Annotated in this window: 21 protein-coding genes and 1 pseudogene; 15 read left to right on the top strand and 7 right to left on the bottom strand. The window is 43.4% G+C overall.

Translation table 11 applies throughout. The features are described 5' to 3' along the window. Positions 1-10 precede the first annotated feature (10 nt). The 10 genes from ACR65H_RS08220 to rlmN all read left to right on the top strand — a co-directional run bounded on the left by ACR65H_RS08220 (position 11) and on the right by rlmN (position 8090). Entirely contained in the window at positions 11-973 is a 963-nt protein-coding gene (locus ACR65H_RS08220; protein ID WP_440499687.1) for an ATP phosphoribosyltransferase regulatory subunit, read from the top strand. A gap of 13 nt (positions 974-986) precedes the next feature. Beyond that, positions 987-1622, top strand: a complete 636-nt coding sequence (gene hisG, locus ACR65H_RS08215; protein WP_440499686.1) for an ATP phosphoribosyltransferase — start codon at positions 987-989, stop codon at positions 1620-1622. Next, on the top strand, positions 1619-2899 hold the full coding sequence (hisD, locus tag ACR65H_RS08210) for a histidinol dehydrogenase (RefSeq protein WP_440499685.1): 1281 nt from the start codon (positions 1619-1621) through the stop codon (positions 2897-2899). Before hisG ends, hisD begins: the two co-directional genes overlap by 4 nt. Further along, positions 2896-3480 carry an imidazoleglycerol-phosphate dehydratase HisB gene (gene hisB, locus ACR65H_RS08205; protein ID WP_440499684.1) on the top strand — a complete coding sequence of 195 codons (585 nt, stop codon included), beginning with the start codon at positions 2896-2898 and terminating at the stop codon, positions 3478-3480. The genes hisD and hisB overlap by 4 nt, the downstream gene beginning before the upstream one ends. Before the next feature lie 13 nt (positions 3481-3493). Continuing rightward, positions 3494-4210, top strand: a complete 717-nt coding sequence (gene hisA / locus ACR65H_RS08200; RefSeq protein ID WP_440499683.1) for a 1-(5-phosphoribosyl)-5-[(5-phosphoribosylamino)methylideneamino]imidazole-4-carboxamide isomerase — start codon at positions 3494-3496, stop codon at positions 4208-4210. Then, positions 4207-4968 (top strand): imidazole glycerol phosphate synthase subunit HisF, encoded by a 762-nt coding sequence (gene hisF / locus ACR65H_RS08195; RefSeq protein ID WP_440499682.1) that lies wholly within the window; start codon positions 4207-4209, stop codon positions 4966-4968. Before hisA ends, hisF begins: the two co-directional genes overlap by 4 nt. Further along, positions 4968-5606 (top strand): bifunctional phosphoribosyl-AMP cyclohydrolase/phosphoribosyl-ATP diphosphatase HisIE, encoded by a 639-nt coding sequence (hisIE, locus tag ACR65H_RS08190; protein ID WP_440499681.1) that lies wholly within the window; start codon positions 4968-4970, stop codon positions 5604-5606. The genes hisF and hisIE overlap by 1 nt, the downstream gene beginning before the upstream one ends. After that, positions 5599-6663 carry a histidinol-phosphate transaminase gene (gene hisC / locus ACR65H_RS08185; protein ID WP_440499680.1) on the top strand — a complete coding sequence of 355 codons (1065 nt, stop codon included), beginning with the start codon at positions 5599-5601 and terminating at the stop codon, positions 6661-6663. The genes hisIE and hisC overlap by 8 nt, the downstream gene beginning before the upstream one ends. Before the next feature lie 80 nt (positions 6664-6743). Beyond that, on the top strand, positions 6744-6923 hold the full coding sequence (locus ACR65H_RS08180) for a hypothetical protein (RefSeq protein ID WP_440499679.1): 180 nt from the start codon (positions 6744-6746) through the stop codon (positions 6921-6923). Between the two features lie 99 nt (positions 6924-7022). Then, positions 7023-8090 carry a dual-specificity RNA methyltransferase RlmN gene (rlmN, locus tag ACR65H_RS08175; protein WP_440499678.1) on the top strand — a complete coding sequence of 356 codons (1068 nt, stop codon included), beginning with the start codon at positions 7023-7025 and terminating at the stop codon, positions 8088-8090. Positions 8091-8148: 58 nt separating this feature from the next. On the opposite strand, the gene ACR65H_RS08170 is transcribed toward rlmN, so the two are convergent. The 7 genes from ACR65H_RS08170 to ACR65H_RS08140 form a co-directional block, all read right to left on the bottom strand. Further along, positions 8149-9570, bottom strand: coding sequence for a tyrosine phenol-lyase (locus tag ACR65H_RS08170; RefSeq protein WP_440499677.1), 1422 nt, complete (start codon positions 9568-9570; stop codon positions 8149-8151). Positions 9571-9702: 132 nt separating this feature from the next. Beyond that, the gene (locus ACR65H_RS08165; RefSeq protein ID WP_440499676.1) at positions 9703-10074 is read right to left on the bottom strand and encodes a hypothetical protein; all 372 of its coding nucleotides are present in this window, start codon (positions 10072-10074) and stop codon (positions 9703-9705) included. Positions 10075-10213: 139 nt separating this feature from the next. Then, entirely contained in the window at positions 10214-10534 is a 321-nt protein-coding gene (locus ACR65H_RS08160) for a YflT domain-containing protein (protein ID WP_440499675.1), read from the bottom strand. A gap of 78 nt (positions 10535-10612) precedes the next feature. Then, entirely contained in the window at positions 10613-10912 is a 300-nt protein-coding gene (locus ACR65H_RS08155; protein WP_440499674.1) for a hypothetical protein, read from the bottom strand. A 72-nt stretch (positions 10913-10984) separates the two neighbouring features. Continuing rightward, positions 10985-11554, bottom strand: coding sequence for an SCO family protein (locus ACR65H_RS08150; RefSeq protein WP_440499673.1), 570 nt, complete (start codon positions 11552-11554; stop codon positions 10985-10987). Then, entirely contained in the window at positions 11551-12963 is a 1413-nt protein-coding gene (locus ACR65H_RS08145; RefSeq protein WP_440499672.1) for a sensor histidine kinase, read from the bottom strand. The genes ACR65H_RS08150 and ACR65H_RS08145 overlap by 4 nt, the downstream gene beginning before the upstream one ends. Then, complete coding sequence (locus tag ACR65H_RS08140; protein ID WP_440499671.1) at positions 12963-13640, bottom strand: response regulator transcription factor; 678 nt, start codon at positions 13638-13640, stop codon at positions 12963-12965. Before ACR65H_RS08140 ends, ACR65H_RS08145 begins: the two co-directional genes overlap by 1 nt. A gap of 161 nt (positions 13641-13801) precedes the next feature. Here ACR65H_RS08140 and ACR65H_RS08135 point away from each other — a divergent pair, with 161 nt between their 5' ends. From ACR65H_RS08135 to ACR65H_RS08115, 5 genes and pseudogenes are all read left to right on the top strand, one after another. Continuing rightward, positions 13802-14551, top strand: a complete 750-nt coding sequence (locus tag ACR65H_RS08135; protein ID WP_440499670.1) for a FixH family protein — start codon at positions 13802-13804, stop codon at positions 14549-14551. 145 nt (positions 14552-14696) lie between these two features. Then, positions 14697-15029 (top strand): ASCH domain-containing protein, encoded by a 333-nt coding sequence (locus tag ACR65H_RS08130; RefSeq protein WP_440499669.1) that lies wholly within the window; start codon positions 14697-14699, stop codon positions 15027-15029. Between the two features lie 6 nt (positions 15030-15035). Then, positions 15036-15476, top strand: a complete 441-nt coding sequence (locus tag ACR65H_RS08125; RefSeq protein ID WP_440499668.1) for a hypothetical protein — start codon at positions 15036-15038, stop codon at positions 15474-15476. 133 nt (positions 15477-15609) lie between these two features. Then, positions 15610-16458, top strand: a complete 849-nt coding sequence (locus tag ACR65H_RS08120; protein ID WP_440499667.1) for a GNAT family N-acetyltransferase — start codon at positions 15610-15612, stop codon at positions 16456-16458. Between the two features lie 461 nt (positions 16459-16919). Then, positions 16920-17183 (top strand): annotated as a pseudogene (locus ACR65H_RS08115) (transposase); the annotation flags it as partial. Positions 17184-17549: the final 366 nt, after the last annotated feature.

Here is a 17549-nt window from a genome sequence, read left to right as displayed (position 1 = left end):
TGGTTGGCAAATGATTCCGAATTTGACTGAAGATGAAAAGTTTGATCAAGTCACGAGCGTATTAAGCAAACGTTTTTCCACTCACGGGTTCCATCGAGTCAGGACACCGGCATTTGAAAGATACGACCTTTATTCCAAAGTGACGAGCTCGGTGAACAGGAAAGAGATGGTGAAAATAGTCGATCCTGCTGGGGATGTACTTGTCCTCAGACCGGATGTGACGATTCCGATTACACAGGAATTGTCTCATTCTGAAACCAAACTGACAAGTGAACGACGCTTTTATTATATACAGGAAGTGTTTCGGCGGTCATCCGATCCGACTGAAAAAATTGAAAGGACACAATCGGGTATTGAATATTTTTGCGAAGGGTCACCAGAAGTTGATGCAGAAACGATTGTTTTGGCCTTACAAACGATGAAGGATTTGAAGTTCCAAGATATCAAAATTGAAATTGGTCATACCGCTTTTTTTCAAGAAATGATTGCAAAGCTACCGTTGACCGAATTGCAGCTAGATCAGTTGAAGGCATTGATTCAAGCGAAGAACAGTGTTGAAATTGAACCGTTACTGAAAAATGTAGATGCAGATCCAGAAATGAAATATGCCATCATGCAAATTCCACACCTCTACGGAAAGCCGGAAGATGTCTTGCGTCGTGCAAAGGAAATATCTACAACTCTTCGAATGGAAGAAACACTTTCATATGTTGGGGAGGTTTGTAGGAGGTTATGTGCACAAGGCTTTGAAGAGCAAATCGTCATAGATTTCGGGTTGATCAATCGAATGGACTATTACTCAGGCATCCTATTCCAAGGGTATGTAGGGCATTTTGGCAAGCCGGTGCTAATGGGCGGAAGATATGATCGTTTAGGCCATGAATTTGGAGCTGATTTGCCGGCGATTGGCTTCGCTTGTGAAATCGAATCATTGTTAAAGGCTTCCGATAATCAAAAATTGTTGAACGGATAGGAGGGAATGAAAGATGGATACGATAACAATTGCAATGGCAAAAGGGAGGATCGCAAACGAGGCGCTTTCCTTATTGGAAAATTCGGGAGTCCTATTTTCGGACTTTGATGAAAAAAGCAGGAAACTCATCTTCACAGACAACGGACGGAGCATCAAGCTGATCTTCGTCAAAGCAGTCGATGTTCCGACGTATGTTGAGCTCGGAGCGGCGGATATCGGGGTCATTGGTAAAGATGTCGTACTGGAAGACCCGAAAGATGTATATGAACTATTGGATCTAGGAATCGGAAAATGCAAACTAGCGGTTGCGGGCTTTCCAGGCGAAAAAATGATAGATAAACCGAAGCTCACTGTAGCATCGAAATATCCGAATCTGGCAAAAATGCATTTCGAACAAAAAGGCCTCCGTACCGAAATCATCAAGTTGAATGGATCGGTAGAATTAGCGCCGCTTTTAGGTTTAGCAGATTGCATCGTCGATATTGTCGAAACTGGGGCAACGTTGAAAGAAAATGGATTAGTTGTTCTAGAGACGATTCGAGAAGTGAGCGCAAGATTGATTGTGAATAAAGCAAGCTATGCGATGAAGACAGAGCGGATACAACAATTCATAGCTGGTGTAAAGAAAGGTTTGGAGGTGTATTCATGAAAATTGTCACCGCGGCCGACTATACGGTGGAAATTAAAAAGCGGAACAAACAATCAACTGATTTGGAATTGGATAGGAAAGCGCTCGCAATCATAAATGACGTCCGCTTGTATGGAGACGCGGCAATACATACGTACACGGAGCGGTTTGACGGTGTAAAACTAGAAAGCCTAATTGTTACGGATGACGAATTCGATGAAGCATACACGCTCGTCTCCCAAAGTTTCATTGCTTCTCTAATGAAAGCGAAACAAAGAATCACTGACTTTCATGAAGAACAACGGGAACGTTCATGGTTCATCCGACAAGAAAAAGGAATTTTACTCGGTCAGCAAGTGTCCCCGATTGAAAAGGTTGGCATCTACGTGCCTGGTGGGAAGGCATCCTATCCGTCAACTGTTCTCATGAATGCTATTCCTGCAACAATCGCAGGGGTCGATCAAATTGCTATCACGACTCCGCCGCAGCCAGACGGGAAAGTGAATCCATATGTGCTTGTAGCGGCGAAAGAGTGCGGTGTCGATATTGTCTATAAAGTGGGCGGCGCGCAGGCAATAGCCGCATTGGCCTATGGGACGGAATCGATCGGGCAAGTAATGAAAATAACTGGTCCCGGCAACGCTTATGTAGCTAGGGCGAAGAAATGGGTATTCGGTGACGTTGCAATCGATATGATCGCAGGTCCGAGTGAGATTTGTGTTTTGGCGGATGAAACGGCAAACCCTGTGTTTGTGGCGGCAGATCTGCTGTCTCAAGCGGAGCATGACGAAAGGGCAGCCGCCATTTGTGTGACGACTAGCGAACAGTTTGCAGGCAAGCTTGTGGCAGAAGTCGAAATCCAGTTGTCTAAATTAGAACGGGTGGACATTGCAAGTCGGTCCATAAACGATTTTGGCAGAATCATCATTGTTGATTCGCTGGAGGAAGCGATTGGCGTCGTGAATGAAATTGCACCGGAGCATTTGCAGATCATGGTGGAAAATCCGATGGAACAACTGCCGTATATCCGAAATGCGGGTGCTATTTTTCTAGGATCGTTTTCACCGGAAGCATTGGGTGATTATATAGCGGGACCGAATCATACATTGCCGACTAGCGGAACTGCCGCATTCTCGTCACCGTTAGGCGTTTATGACTTTCTTAAAAAATCGAGCATAATTCAATACACAGAGGAAGCGTTCAAGGCAGTGGCGGATGACATCATCGTTATGGCGGAAGCGGAGCAATTGACGGGACACGCCGAATCGATCCGACTGCGGAAGGGGGAAGCGGAATGAGAAGCTGCGAAATCTCAAGGAACACTGCGGAAACGGTAATTGATCTTGAGTTTGCGATCGATGGAACAGGTAATACGGATATACGGACAGGTGTCGGCTTTCTAGACCATATGCTGACATTATTCGCGAAACATGGCAGATTTGACTTGATAGTCGAATGTAATGGTGATCTCGCCGTCGATCAGCATCATACAGTCGAAGATATAGGCATTGTACTTGGGCAGGCGTTCAACCGGTGCATCGGAAAAAAGGAAGGTATCGAACGGTATTCGATGGTGTCGACTCCGATGGATGAGGCACTTTCAACTGTATCACTCGACATAAGCGGGCGCTCTTTTCTCGTTTATAACGTAGACGGACTGAAAGATAAAGTAGGGGAATTCGATACTGAATTGGTAGAGGAATTTTTCCTCGCGTTCACGAGACATGCCGATGTAACATTGCATATCAATTTGCAATATGGAAAGAACAGCCATCATATTATCGAATCGGTTTTTAAAAGTTTTGGAAGGGCTTTGCGTATTGCGAGTTCCATAAATCCTGAAATAGAAGGGATTCCATCGACAAAAGGCATTTTATAAGGGGGGGTCGTCAATGATTTTATTTCCGGCAATTGATATTAGAGGGGGCAAATGCGTTCGTCTCATACAAGGCGATTACGCACAAGAAACCGTTTATCATGAAATGCCTTCGGAAGTGGCGAAAGATTGGGAAAGGCAAGGGGCCGAGTACATACACGTCGTCGATTTGGATGGCGCAAAGACCGGTGATTCGTTGAATAAGGAAGCGATCGCGCAAATAGCGAATGCTGTTAAAATCCCTGTACAAGTCGGCGGAGGGATACGGACGATGGAAACGATCGATTCACATATTGCAAACGGCGTCAGCAGGGTTATTATCGGGACGGCAGCCATTCAGAATCCTGGGTTTGTCGTAGAAGCGGTTACTAAATATGACGATAAAATCGCAGTGTCAATTGATGCGCGAAATGGATTTGTCGCAACAGACGGATGGACGGAAACGACTGATGTTAAAGCGGTCAAGTTGCTGCGATGGCTTGAGGAAATTGGCGTCAAAACGGTCGTTTATACCGACATTATGAAAGACGGCATGCTGCAAGGTCCGAATTTCGACGAGTTATATGTGGTGAACAAAGCATCCGACATAAACATCATTGCATCCGGTGGTGTATCAACCAATCGTGACATCGTGAAATTAAATATGATGGATCTGTATGGCGCTATTATTGGAAAAGCATTGTATGAAGGAAATCTATCCTTAGAAACAGCATTGGAGGCGGTGGGAAAATGAAAAAACGAATTATACCATGCATGGACGTTGATAACCGGAAAGTCGTGAAAGGGAAAAAATTCTTAGATGTTCAAGAGGTGGCAGATCCGCTTGAACTCGCAAAAAAATATGTCGCGGATGGTGCGGATGAGCTCGTTTTTTATGATATATCTGCCTCTACGAAAAACCGGGGAATGTTCCTTGATTTGATCGAAGAAATTGCAAAAGAAGTCCCGATTCCATTCATCGTCGGTGGTGGAATTCGGACAATCGAAGATATTGAAAAAATCCTCAGCATCGGCGGGGATAAAGTTTCTATTAATAGTGCTGCATTGGTGAACCCTGAGTTGATTCGAGAAGCAGCTAGTAAATTCGGTTCCGAACGAGTTATGCTTTCGATGGATGTAAAGAAGACCGGTCCTCGAAAATGGTCCGTCTTTGCAAAGGGTGGCATGGAAGAAACGGAAATCGATGCAATTGAATGGGCGATAAAAGGCGAGCAATTGGGCGCAGGTGAACTCGTCGTCAATAGCATCGACGGAGATGGCGTAAAAGAAGGTTATGATATTGAACTTTATAGAGTGTTAGCTGATGCCGTTACTATACCGATCGTTGCAAGCGGTGGGGCGGGCAAACTGGAAGATTTTGCAGAAGTATTGACGGAAGGGAAAGCGGGCGCAGCCCTTGCAGCTTCCGTATTCCACTTCGAAGAAATTAATATAGGGGAATTGAAGACGTATTTGGAAGAACAAAAACAAGTTGTTAGGAATGAATCATAATGAATATCGATGAACTTAGATTTGATGAAAACGGTTTGATTCCTGCTATCGTTCAGAATGAGACGACAGGTGAAGTGCTCATGCTCGCATACATGAACCGGAAATCCATTCAAAAGACGCTTGAAACGAAAGAGACTTGGTTTTACAGCCGTTCCAGGCAGGAACTTTGGAATAAAGGAGCAACTTCCGGCAATCGCCAAATCGTTAAACGTCTATCAGTCGACTGCGATCAAGATGCAATCCTCTTGCATGTGGAGCCGGTAGGACCCGCTTGCCATACGGGTGAAACGACCTGCTTCTATACAAATGGATTTGAAGAAGATCGTTCAGTGCGTACAGTCGTTCATGAAATCGTAGACGAAATCAAGGAACGCCGGGTACACCCGATTGAAGGCTCTTACACTTCGTATCTATTCCGAGAAGGGGTAGACAAAGTGTTGAAAAAGATTGGGGAAGAATCGACGGAAGTCGTCATCGGCGCCAAAAATCAGGACAAGGACGAATTGACGAACGAACTTGCTGATTTGACGTATCACACACTTGTTCTCATGGAGCTATTGGACGTTTCAATCGATGATGTGAAGTCGACTTTAAAAAACAGAAGGCCACATTTAAACAAGAGGTCCCAAGATGAATAAGTTTTGGAGTGAAATCGCGAAACGGGCCGAGCCATATGTACCGGGTGAACAATTGAATGAGCCAGATATCATTAAGTTGAATACAAATGAAAACCCTTATCCACCAAGCCCGCTTGTTAAAGAAGCGATATTGGAGCAATTGGAAGGTCAACTACGATTATACCCATCTCCGACAGCAGACAGCTTACGCCTTGCCATTGCAGAAACTTACGGAGTTTCGAAGGACGAAGTGTTTATTGGGAACGGGTCGGATGAAGTGCTCGCTTTTTCATTCATGGCTTTCTTCCATCCAGACAATCCGATCCGCTTTCCGAACATCACGTATAGCTTCTATCCTGTATACGCCAAACTGTTCAACATTCCATATGAGCCCATTCGTGTAAATGAAGACTTCACGATCCCTGCAGAATCTTTCTTCAACTCGGAAGGCGGTGTCATCCTTCCAAATCCGAATGCACCGACAAGTCTTTATATGGAACTTTCAACAATTGAATCAATTGTAGTGAATAACCCTGAATCGGTCGTCATCATCGATGAGGCGTATATCGATTTCGCAACCGCATCTGCTGTGGAGCTAGTGAAGTCATATGACAATCTGCTCATCATCCAGACGACATCAAAATCCCGGTCGCTTGCAGGCATGCGCGTCGGCTATGCGATCGGCCATCCCGATCTAATTCAGGCGCTCGTGCGTATCAAGGATTCCATCAACTCGTATACGGTCGACAGGCTTGCAATCTCCGGGGCGACGGCAGCATTTAAAGATCAGGAGTATTTCGATTCAACTATTAAGCAAATCAAGGAGACGCGGAATCGTTTTACAGCAGCATTGAAGAAAATGGGATTCCATGTTCTCCCGTCACAGGCAAATTTCATTTTTGCCTCCCACACGGAAAGGGCAGCGTCAGAGTTATATGTACAGTTAAAAAAAGAAGGGATTCTCGTGCGCCATTTCAATCAGCCCGACATCAATAACTATTTGCGCATATCAATCGGAACAGATGAACAGATGAATTGTCTGCTAAAGAAACTAGAAGAGATTCTAACCCTAGTTTGATAATAGGATGGCAATGCAGGATAGGGAACTGTTATACTGTAGTCAAATGGAATGTTTTGCACGAAGGGGGAGCCTCCAGTTTGACGACACCAAAATTTATTGATATTGCACTAATCATCTTCTTAGGTTATTTTGCAATTGATCGTTTCATAAAAGGACAGACGGGTATCGCCATCTTCTTCACGGTCTTGGCGGTAATGAATGTATTTGTTCTCGTGATGAAAATAAAACAGGATAAAAATAGAACGAATGAATCATAATAAGAAAAGCTGACATTGTAAAATGCAGCTTTTTTCTTCTGTTTTTGTAACTATTATGGTATAATGACTGAATGCAAATCTGAGAAGTGAGGAATTGACATGAAAAAATCAATTTACGGCTTGACGTTGGATCAATTGACAACTTGGCTAGTCGAAAATGGTCAAAAGAAATTCCGTGCTGCACAAGTATGGGACTGGCTTTACAAAAAGCGTGTCACAAACTTTGCAGATATGTCGAATATAAATAAAGAATGTGTTCAATTAATGGAAGAGAACTTTGTAATAGAGACGCTTGAACAGTCGGTGAAGCAAGTTTCAAACGATGGAACGATTAAATTCCTTTTCAAAATGCAAGACGGGAACTTGATTGAAACCGTTCTAATGAAGTTTCCATATGGGTTCTCGGTATGTGTGACGACGCAAGTCGGATGCAATATCGGCTGCAGTTTCTGCGCAAGCGGTTTATTGCGTAAAAACAGGGATTTGGATGCCGGGGAAATCGTCGGGCAAATTATGAAAGTGCAACAGCATCTTGACGAAGTAGGCAATGGAGAACGTGTCAGTCACATTGTTGTTATGGGAATCGGTGAACCGTTCGATAACTATGTAAATTTGATGAACTTCTTACGTGTCATCAATGACCAAAAAGGCTTATCGATTGGTGCTCGACACATTACTGTTTCAACGAGCGGTTTGACACCGAAAATCCGCGAGTTTGCAGAAGAAAACATCCAAATCAATTTGGCTGTTTCCCTTCATGCGCCGAACAATGATTTACGGACGAGTATTATGAAAATCAACAAAGCGTACCCGATTGAAAAGCTTATGGACGCAATCGATTATTATTTGGAAACGACAAACCGCCGGATCACTTTCGAATACATCCTATTGGATGACGTGAACGATCACGTAACGGAAGCAGAGCAATTGGCAAAATTGCTTTATAACAAACGACATTTGTCGTACGTCAACCTCATCCCGTACAACCCGGTCGATGAGCACGGACAATACCAACGAAGCAAACCTGAAGCAATCAAATCATTCCACGACACATTGAAAAAACGCGGCATCAATTGCGGAGTCCGCTGGGAACAAGGTTCGGACATCGATGCAGCCTGCGGACAATTGCGAAGCAAGCAAATCAAGAAAGAAAAAGTTGCGAAATAAATACAAAAAAACGCATGCTCAAAATGGCATGCGTTTTTGTTTTGATCAAAGGCTTCATTCACACATTAATTTTCTTATTCTCTTCACTAATCAACTCTCCATTTTCTGCTAACGGAGCAAAACGTGCATTAAAGAAGCGGAGCGTCGGTGGCTCGTAAACCATGCTTAATCCGCAGATTGCTTCCCTTTTCTCATATAACGCCAATATGGAATCGACAACAACATCCATATGATTATTCGTATACACTCTTCGTGGAATCGTTAGCCTTACCAACTCAAGGTTCGGCCGATTGTGCTCGCCCGTCTTGCTATCCCGTCCTGCTGAAACAATGCCGCGTTCCATGCTGCGAACTCCGGAATCCAAATAAAGGGCAGCGGCAAGCGCTTGTGCAGGGAATTCTTCCTGTTTCAAATGAGGAAGGAAAGCGCGTGCATCCAAAAATACCGCATGGCCGCCAATCGGTTGCACGACCGGAATGCCAGCATCTATTAGTTGTTGTCCAAGATATCTCACTTGGCCAATCCGATGCTCGATATAATGATCATCGACTGCCTCTCGGATACCGATCGCCATAGCTTCCATGTCACGGCCAGCCATTCCGCCGTAGGAAGGCATCCCTTCATAGACGACAACGAGCTCGCGCGACCGGATATACAGATCCTCATCATTCATCGCAAGAAATCCACCAATATTTACAAGGCAATCCTTTTTACCGCTCATCGTACAACCGTCGGAATATGACATCATTTCTTTTAATATATCCGCAACAGTGCGGTCCGCGTACCCATGCTCACGCTCTTTAATGAAGTAAGCGTTTTCAACACAGCGTGTCGCATCGAGCATGACGTCGATATTGTGTGACTGGCACAGCTCATATACTTCTTTCATATTTTGCATACTGACAGGCTGGCCGCCCGCAAGATTTACCGTCACCGCAAGACAGACGTAAGGGATCTTGTCAGCACCGACTTGTTGAATCAAGTTGCGCAGTTTATCCAAATCAACATTCCCTTTGAAAGGCAGGTCGATGGAAGGATCATGCGCTTCGTCGATGATGATGTCGACAAACGTAGCACCGTTCATCTCCTGGTGCGCACGCGTCGTCGTAAAATACATATTGCCTGGAACGTAGTCACCTTCTTTAATTTTCAGCTGCGACAAGATATTCTCAGCGCCCCTACCCTGATGCGTCGGCAAAACGTATCGATAGCCGTAAACATCCCGGACTGCTTGCTCCAATCGCTTCCAGCTTTTACTCCCAGCATACGCTTCATCGCCTGTCATGAGCGCTCCCCATTGCGCATCACTCATCGCCGTCGTTCCGCTGTCCGTCAGCAAATCGATGTACACATCATCGGAGTCAATTAAAAACGTATTGTATCCGGCGCGTTCGAGAGACTGTTTGCGTTCCTCGTAAGAGAGCATGGAAAGCGTCTCCACACTTTTAATCTTATAAGGTTCAGCAGTTCTTCTTTTCAATAAAAACATCCCCTTTTGAAAATTTTCTCCCCACTTTACTATATCCCTTGCAATTCTACTATTCAATCAATTCACAAAAGTTTACAATAAAAAGCCGCCATACATATATATGTGGCGGCCATTTGATAAATCCTATTCCTTTAATTTTCTGATTCCTATAACGATGAACTGCACAATGATGCCAAGCCCAAATCCGAACGTCGTAATGATGAATAGGGAAAGGACGCCGATTAAATCGCCAAACCCGCTTTTATCCATCAGGAAGCTCCTGAAAAACTCAGCAAATCCTAAAAGGAGGGCAGCCATGAAAATCCTGAAGGCAATTTTCAATTTATAGAAGAGCAAGGTCGATGCTAGAATACCGACAATTAAACTGAATACCCCGAACGTCAAGTAATTCTTCACGACCAATTCCGTCCCTAAAATCGTTCGAATCCCTAAAATAAGAAGAACGAAGGAAGTCAGACCTGTAAAAAAACCTATTTTCCATAACTTTTTATCCAATGAATTGCACCCGCTTTCAGTACATATCATAACGGAAAAAGGGAGCGAAGTGTAGAGTATAGATGCGGAAAAAAGCGGCTGCTCCTCCCTGAAAGGGAAGGAAACAGCCGCCAAGGCTACTATTATGTTGTAACGACGTTTATTTCTTCGCAATCAATACGAGTTTTCCATGATCGAGCTCTTTCTCCGCATCAGCTGCGTCCTCTGCCGTCAATCCTGCAGCCTCCATCTTGCTGCGGAGTTCATCTCCTCGGGATGTGAACATGTTTTTCATACTGTCGAGGAATCCTTGTTCCTTCATACCGACTGATTCTGTTTCAAGTGCATCTGTAATGTCTGCAGTTCTTTTTTTATCATGAGCAAAGATATAAATATCATCATGTGTATATCCTTGCGTCTCCAATTGCTCAATTTCTTTTTTAGCCTGTACTGCATTCTCGACGATTTTTTTTACTACCATAAGAAAATTACCTCCCAATTGTATTTGTTCTATCTATACCTCACATAGGACAAATTAAAACAAAGGGAAGTTCATATTTTAATAAGCAAAGGGATCCCCTTTAAGACGCTTATATGATTTGATGAATTCATTAGGATTTTCGTTCACACCAAATGTGTAAACTCCGCGGTTCGTATGGAGATAGAAAAGTCCAGTGCCATTCGAAAATGGACGGTACGAGACGTCATGGACATGCTCCAGCGAAAAAGTATTGTCAGAAGAAGTAATCGATTCTTCGTATAAGAAAAGTTTTCGATCCATCTGTCGGTGCTTTTGCTCAAACCAATCGATTGAACGCTCGATGATGAAATAATTTAATGAAGAGATAGATTCTTTCAAGCAGATGCCTCCCAAGGGAATGATATGCATCTATGCTACCAGTTTTACGCTTTGCCGCCAATCAATCCGGTATCATTTGACAAGGCGCTTCACTTCATCGAGAATCTGTTCCTCAAATGACTCTTGCATATAACTGTATTCATTCACAATATATCCTTTTTGATCAATAATATAAAAATTCGATCCGTGGATGAACTGGCCTGACGCATCCGGCTTTTGTACAATTGTTTGAAATTGATTCAACGCGATCTTTTCAATCGCTTCCTGAGAATAGCCCGTCAATAAATGCCAATTCGATTCGTCTGCCGAGAACTGTCCGATATACTCCTTCAAAACTTGAGGAGTATCGCTGTCCGGATCGACCGTGAACGTGACGAATTCCACTTCAACGTCTTCTTCCTTGAATGTTGTTTGCAAGTCGGACATTTTACGCGTCATCGGGGTACAAACAGTTTTGCAATTCGTGAAAATAAAATCCGCAATCCACACTTTTTCGGCAAGTTGATCAGTACCGAATGGCTTCCCATTTTGATCGGTAAATGAGAAAGAGGCAACTTTTCTGCCCGATTTGTTAGGTTCGCTGCAAGCGGACAAAAGAAGTATTGCAATGAAAAGAACGGACAGCATTTTACTTGTTTTCATTGTTCATCCCCATCTTCCATTTTATTCACAAAACGGACAGTAACAGTAGTTCCCGTGGCAGTATCGCTATGAATCGAAAAAGTGCCTCCATGAAGCCGGGTGATCTCCTTCACAATCGATAGACCGAGTCCCGACCCTCCAGTCGTCCGGTTCCTCGCTTTGTCAGTACGGAAGAAACGTTCTCCGATCCTGTTAATATCTTCTTTTGGAATAACAATTCCTTCATTAGTCACTTTGAAAGAGACAATTTCTCCTTCACTTTTCAACTGAATGCCGAGCTTTCCGCGATCGAATGAATATTTCACTGCATTGTCTATAATATTGTAAAAGACTTGTTGGATTCTTTTTGGGTCTCCAACCAATATAAGGTCTTCTTCAATATCGACTTGCAGATCCAATCTTTTTTCAGTGATGAGGATGTTAAATAAATCAAGCGTGTCCAAAATGATTTGAGCAATGACAATCGGCTCTTCAGCGAGTACGTATAACTCTTCCTGCAGATGATTCAACTCAATGAGGTCATTGATCAATTTATTCAAACGAACGGTTTCTTTTTCAATCGTCGTCAAATAGCTTTCTGCTTCTTCAGGCGATGAATAAATTTTTTCCTTCAACACATGCGTGTAGCCGCCAATATACGTCAAAGGCGTCCGCAATTCATGGACAAGGTTTGACGTAAATTCTTTTTTTCGTTTTTCCTGCTCTTCCAAAGAAAGACTCATTGAGTTGAATGCTTTTGCCAATTGTCCAATTTCATCTTCGCGGTCAGTTTCAATCCTGCTGCTATAGTTTCCTTTCGAAACTTCCACCGAAAGACGTTGGAGCTCTTGCAATGGTCTGAACAGAGATTGCCATGTACGGTTGAGACCGAGAAATAAAATGAAAAAGAACAATGTACCGACGATAACGAGTAGAGGAATGCTCTCCCGAAACACGTCTTGAATGGCTGCGAGAGGGACATATATATAGATGAAACCGATTAGCCCTGTTTCGCCCTTTATTGGAAAAATCGCTCCAAGAATTTCACGGTCCAGTTCCTCGACATATCCCTTTTTCATAATATAGGCGCCTTTATTCAACCTTGCCCGTTCTTCATTGCCGATAAGATTTTCATAATTAATCTTATAAGGGAAATATGATGAAAAGTCATCTAAATTGTCGACGACAATCACTTCGTATTCGGAAACGATATTATACCATTGGATTTTTTCAATGATTTCATCGCCCAACTCGCCATAATGGTAATGGGATGTAGTCCGCTTACCTTGATAAACGATTGATTCCTCAATACTTGATAGGTAAAGCTGAGAATAGAGGAAGTGAATGAAGAAAAAAGAAAAAAGAATCGTGAAAGCAAGGCTAGCTACAAGGATAATTAATATCTTTTTGCTCAATGTGAGCTTTTTCATCATTTCACCTCAAGCTTATATCCGATGCCCCATACCGTTTCAATCATGTTGCCTGCTTCGCCTAATTTCAATCGCAACGTTTTAATATGCGTATCGATCGTCCGGTCAGTACTTTGGTGATGATCTCCCCAAACGATGCTCAAGATCTGTTCCCTCGTATAAACACGGCCGGGTTTTTTAGCAAGTGTCTCCAGGATGCCGAACTCTTTCACAGTCAATGAAACCGGTTCGTTATCTAAAGTGACCTTATGCGCAAGGTGATCGATAACGATCGGACCGACTGTCAATACTCGTGACAAAATTTGGTGCTGATACGATCTTCTTAACACCGATTCAACCCTTGCAATGAGTTCGCCAGGCATGAACGGCTTGACGATATAATCGTCTCCACCGATCTTTAAGCCTTCCACCTTGTCCCATTCTTCACCTCTGGCGGATAAAAAGATGATTGGGATATTGGTCGTTCGTTTCAATTCTTTCGCAAACTCGAATCCATTCATATACGGCATCATGACATCGACAATGCATAAGTGAGGCTGCAGCTTGTACACTTTTGTCAAAGCATCCATGCCGTCTGTCGCTTCCTCAACAATATAGCCTTCCGGGGTAAGGAAAGTGCGTACTAAATTTCTCATTTGTTGTTCATCATCTATTATTAAAATCGTATATGGATTCATCAAAATATCCTCATTTCGCACATATAATCAATTATAATATACTTGTCAGTTGTGAAATACTTATGAATAGGTCTGCTTCATAATTACTTCGTAATTACTTGATAATATCATACTAGGTTACATATGTTTTGCAAAAGTAGAAACGACGGAGGTATTAACTGATGAGAAAGAAATACAAACTGTTTGGCCTGATCATCGGATTAAGTATGTTGGCTGCCTGCGGAAAAGAAGCGGTTGACGGATCGGCGGTAGAAGTGCTCCCGTTGGAAGTGGAGCTGACAGTGACTGAACAGGCGCAAGTCGGTGATACTGTTAATATGAAAGCACTCGTCACATACGGAGACGAAAAAGTGGATGATGCCGATAAAGTCGTCTATGAAGTATGGGAAGAAGGAAAGAAAGATGACTCGGTCATGATCGACTCTGTTAATGAAAAGGATGGAACTTATACAGCGGAAACAACATTTGACCATGATGGCCTATTCCACATCCAAGTACACGTAGATGCGAGAAATTTGCACACGATGCCTGTGAAGCAAGTGACAATTGGTGCAGGAGCGGAAGCACAAGCTGAAGATGAGGAGCATAGCCACGGACATGATCATGGGCATGCAGAAGGATTCGCACTCCATTTTGTGAAACCAGAAAATGCAGTTGCTGGTGAAGAGACGGAATTGATGACTCACTTGCAAATCGATGGAGAGCCCCTTGAAAAAGCGAATGTCCGATATGAAATTTCAAGCGACGTCCTTGGAGAAAAGCATCTTTGGATTGATGCAGAGGAAACAGAAAAAGGCGAATATATTGCGGATTACTCTTTCGAAGAAAAAGGTACGTACACAGCGAAAATTCACGTGAAAAATAGTGAAGGCTTGCATGAGCATGAGGAATTTACATTTGAAGTGAAATAAGATAGTTCCCGATCGTCCAACTGTATTGTTTGTGACTGTATCGTGAATTCTTATTTAGGACCACAAAGTTTACGATTGTTACTTATGGATTTACCGATTGAGAATCGATATGATAGAGGTAGATACAGAAGAGGAGCGATGTAGTATGAATGAATTACCGGAAAAAACATGCTCAGTTGAACGACTTGTTACAATCCCTGCAGATGTCGAAAAAGTATTGAACGGCGAAAAAACAGCAACGAGAAGAAATGGTGTCTACGCGTATCCGGATGAAATCATGGTGTTGGACGGAAAAGAGTTCAAAGTTGATAAGCTATATAAGCAAACACTTGGTGAAATGACGGATGAGCATGCTAAACAAGAAGGATTCGCAAATTTGGAAGAGTATAAGCAATCTATACTTGCCTTACATCCGAAAATGCCGTGGATTCCGACAATGAGCGTATGGGTACACGAATTCAGCCCAGTCGCTAAGTAAGATGTCATGAAGTTCATGTATGGGACAATGGTATTTGTCCACGTCGTCTCCGCAGTCCTTGCCATCGGTCCATTATTTTTATTGATGCCGACGATCAAAAGGCTGCGGAACGTCGATCTACCAACTGAGAATGCATACTTGACGATCATCAAAGTTATTATTAGGTTAGTCATGCATGCCGGTCATGTACTCGTCGTATCAGGTGCATTACTGTTGCTGATGGGTCCATGGCCTTGGTTCACTTCTTGGGTGATTGCAACACTTGCCATCTTGCTCATTTCTGGTGTATTCCTTTCAAGTGGATTTACAAAGGTGCTGAAAAGATACCATCTTCCTGACAGCAATAAAGGGGAAATCCTGACTGTCTTGACGAAGACGTCTTGGGTCTACATCGGATTGATGCTCATCATGCTTTGGCTCATGGTGCAAAAACCAATGCTCTGGTAATTTGAGTAATAGACTACATAAAACGAGGACAAGCAGCGTTTGCATGCATGTCCTTTTTAATTTCTCAAAAAAAGTATCGTGACAATTCGATTTTTTACATATATAATGCTCAAAAAGAAATGGGGAGATTTGGATGAAGATTGTTCAATACGAGGATTCCATGCAATTTGCGGAAGTGGCGGAACCAATCATAGCAAAAAATGAGGATGTGTTCAGCCTTTTCTTCGGCGTACTACAAGCGATAAAGGCGGGGAAGTATGCAGATCCGTACATGGCTGCCGTGATGGAAGGGGAAGATGTACTTGCGCTAATGCAGATGACACCTCCGCATCCATTGAATCTTGTTTTAGTGGGTGAGAGCAGGAAGGATGAAGTGATTGATTTGATCGTACGGGAATTGCGTGGAAATTCGATTGCTGTTCCATCTGTCATCAGTTTGAAGCAATGGGCGAAATCTTTTGCAAATGCGTGGGAGAATGAAACAGGGGAGACGCAAAAACTGCTCATGGACCAAGGGCTGTATCGGTTGGATGAAGTTGAAGAGACTCTCGAAATGAGTCCCGGAAGCTGGAAATACGCTACAGATGCAGATGCTCCGCTCATTGAAAAATGGTTTGCGTTGTTTGAGGAAGATACGAATTTGGACAGAACATCACCGGATATCATTCGAGAAAAGGTGTCTGCATTTTTAGAGGCTCGAGAAGTTTTCCTTTGGGAAGACGAAGGGAAAGTTGTCTCAATGATGAAGAAATCAAGACCAACTACAAACAGTGTCACTGTCTCTCTTGTCTTTACACCGAAGGAGGAGAGGAAGAAGGGGTATGCCCGAACGATGGTTGCACAAGGTTCGAAGGAACTTTTAAAGGAATATGAATTCTGCGTGCTCTATACAGATATGATGAATCCGACATCGAATAAAATTTATAAGGAAATCGGATACAAGCATATTGCCGATTCTATTCATATCGGATTTGAGAAGTAAGGAAGCTTATTAGACTTACGGGGTGAGATAAAGCTAGTAAAAAAACGCTCAATGTGAGCGTTTCAGCCTGTTGACAAACGCTCGCATCCGTTGTTGCTCGTCTCGCTCGTCCGCTCATGAACTTTAGTTCTATTCGCGTCTTCGCTCGACTTCGCGCCTAGGCTGGCAAGCGTTTTCAATCAGGCTGAGGAAATTCCTGCCCATTGCCACTTGCCTTAAAAAAGACTGTAGACAAACACCAGGAATTTTTGGTGTTTGCCCACAGTCTTTTTTCTTTTAATATAGAAGTAAGACTAGAAGAGTTGATTTCCGCTACGAACGGACGCTTTCCGCGGGCACGGCTTCAGCCGCTTCCCTCGCTGCGCTCAGTCCAGGGTCTTCAGCTCGTGCTGTTCCCGCAGGAGGCGCCGTTCTTCGCTCCAATCAACGGAGCGTTCTATAAAATGAATGAGGTGATAGATATGATGACGAAAAATCAAATCAATGAACGCGGACAATTAGAAATGTTGACCATTGAACAGTTGGTTCCACAAGACCATCTTGTTCGTAAGTTAGATGCGGCAATTGATTTTTCCTTTATCTATCCATTGGTTGAAAACCTTTATTCGACAATAGGAAGACCTAGTATCGATCCAGTGGTACTTATCAAGATGACTTTTATCCAATATACCTTCGGCATACGATCCATGCGCCAAACCATCAAAGAGATTGAAACGAACATGGCATGCTATGGACAACCCTAAAGGGTCTTAAAAAATTGTCCATGCAGGCGATGCTAACTTTTGCTGCCATAAATTTGAAGAAGCTGGCAAGTTGGACGTGGAGAGCGCTGGCTATGAAGGCTGAATTGATGCCCCTGTCCCAAGGGATCTCCAGTTGATTGGAGTGCAGGGCGGCGACTCCTGGGGGATCAGCGCAGCGTGAAGACCCCGCAGGAGCCGTTACGAAGAACGGCTTTTGCGACCAAAAGCGAAGCGTTGGGAGCACATCCGAGGAGGCTGAGGGCAAGCCCCCCGGAAACATACTAACATTAGTAGCACAAACCAAGGCCATGGTTTGTGCTACTATTTTTTATGTAGAAGTGAAGGGAA

The organism is Sporosarcina sp. SAFN-015, from assembly GCF_059415085.1.
This window is presented reverse-complemented; position numbering and strand designations above follow the sequence as displayed.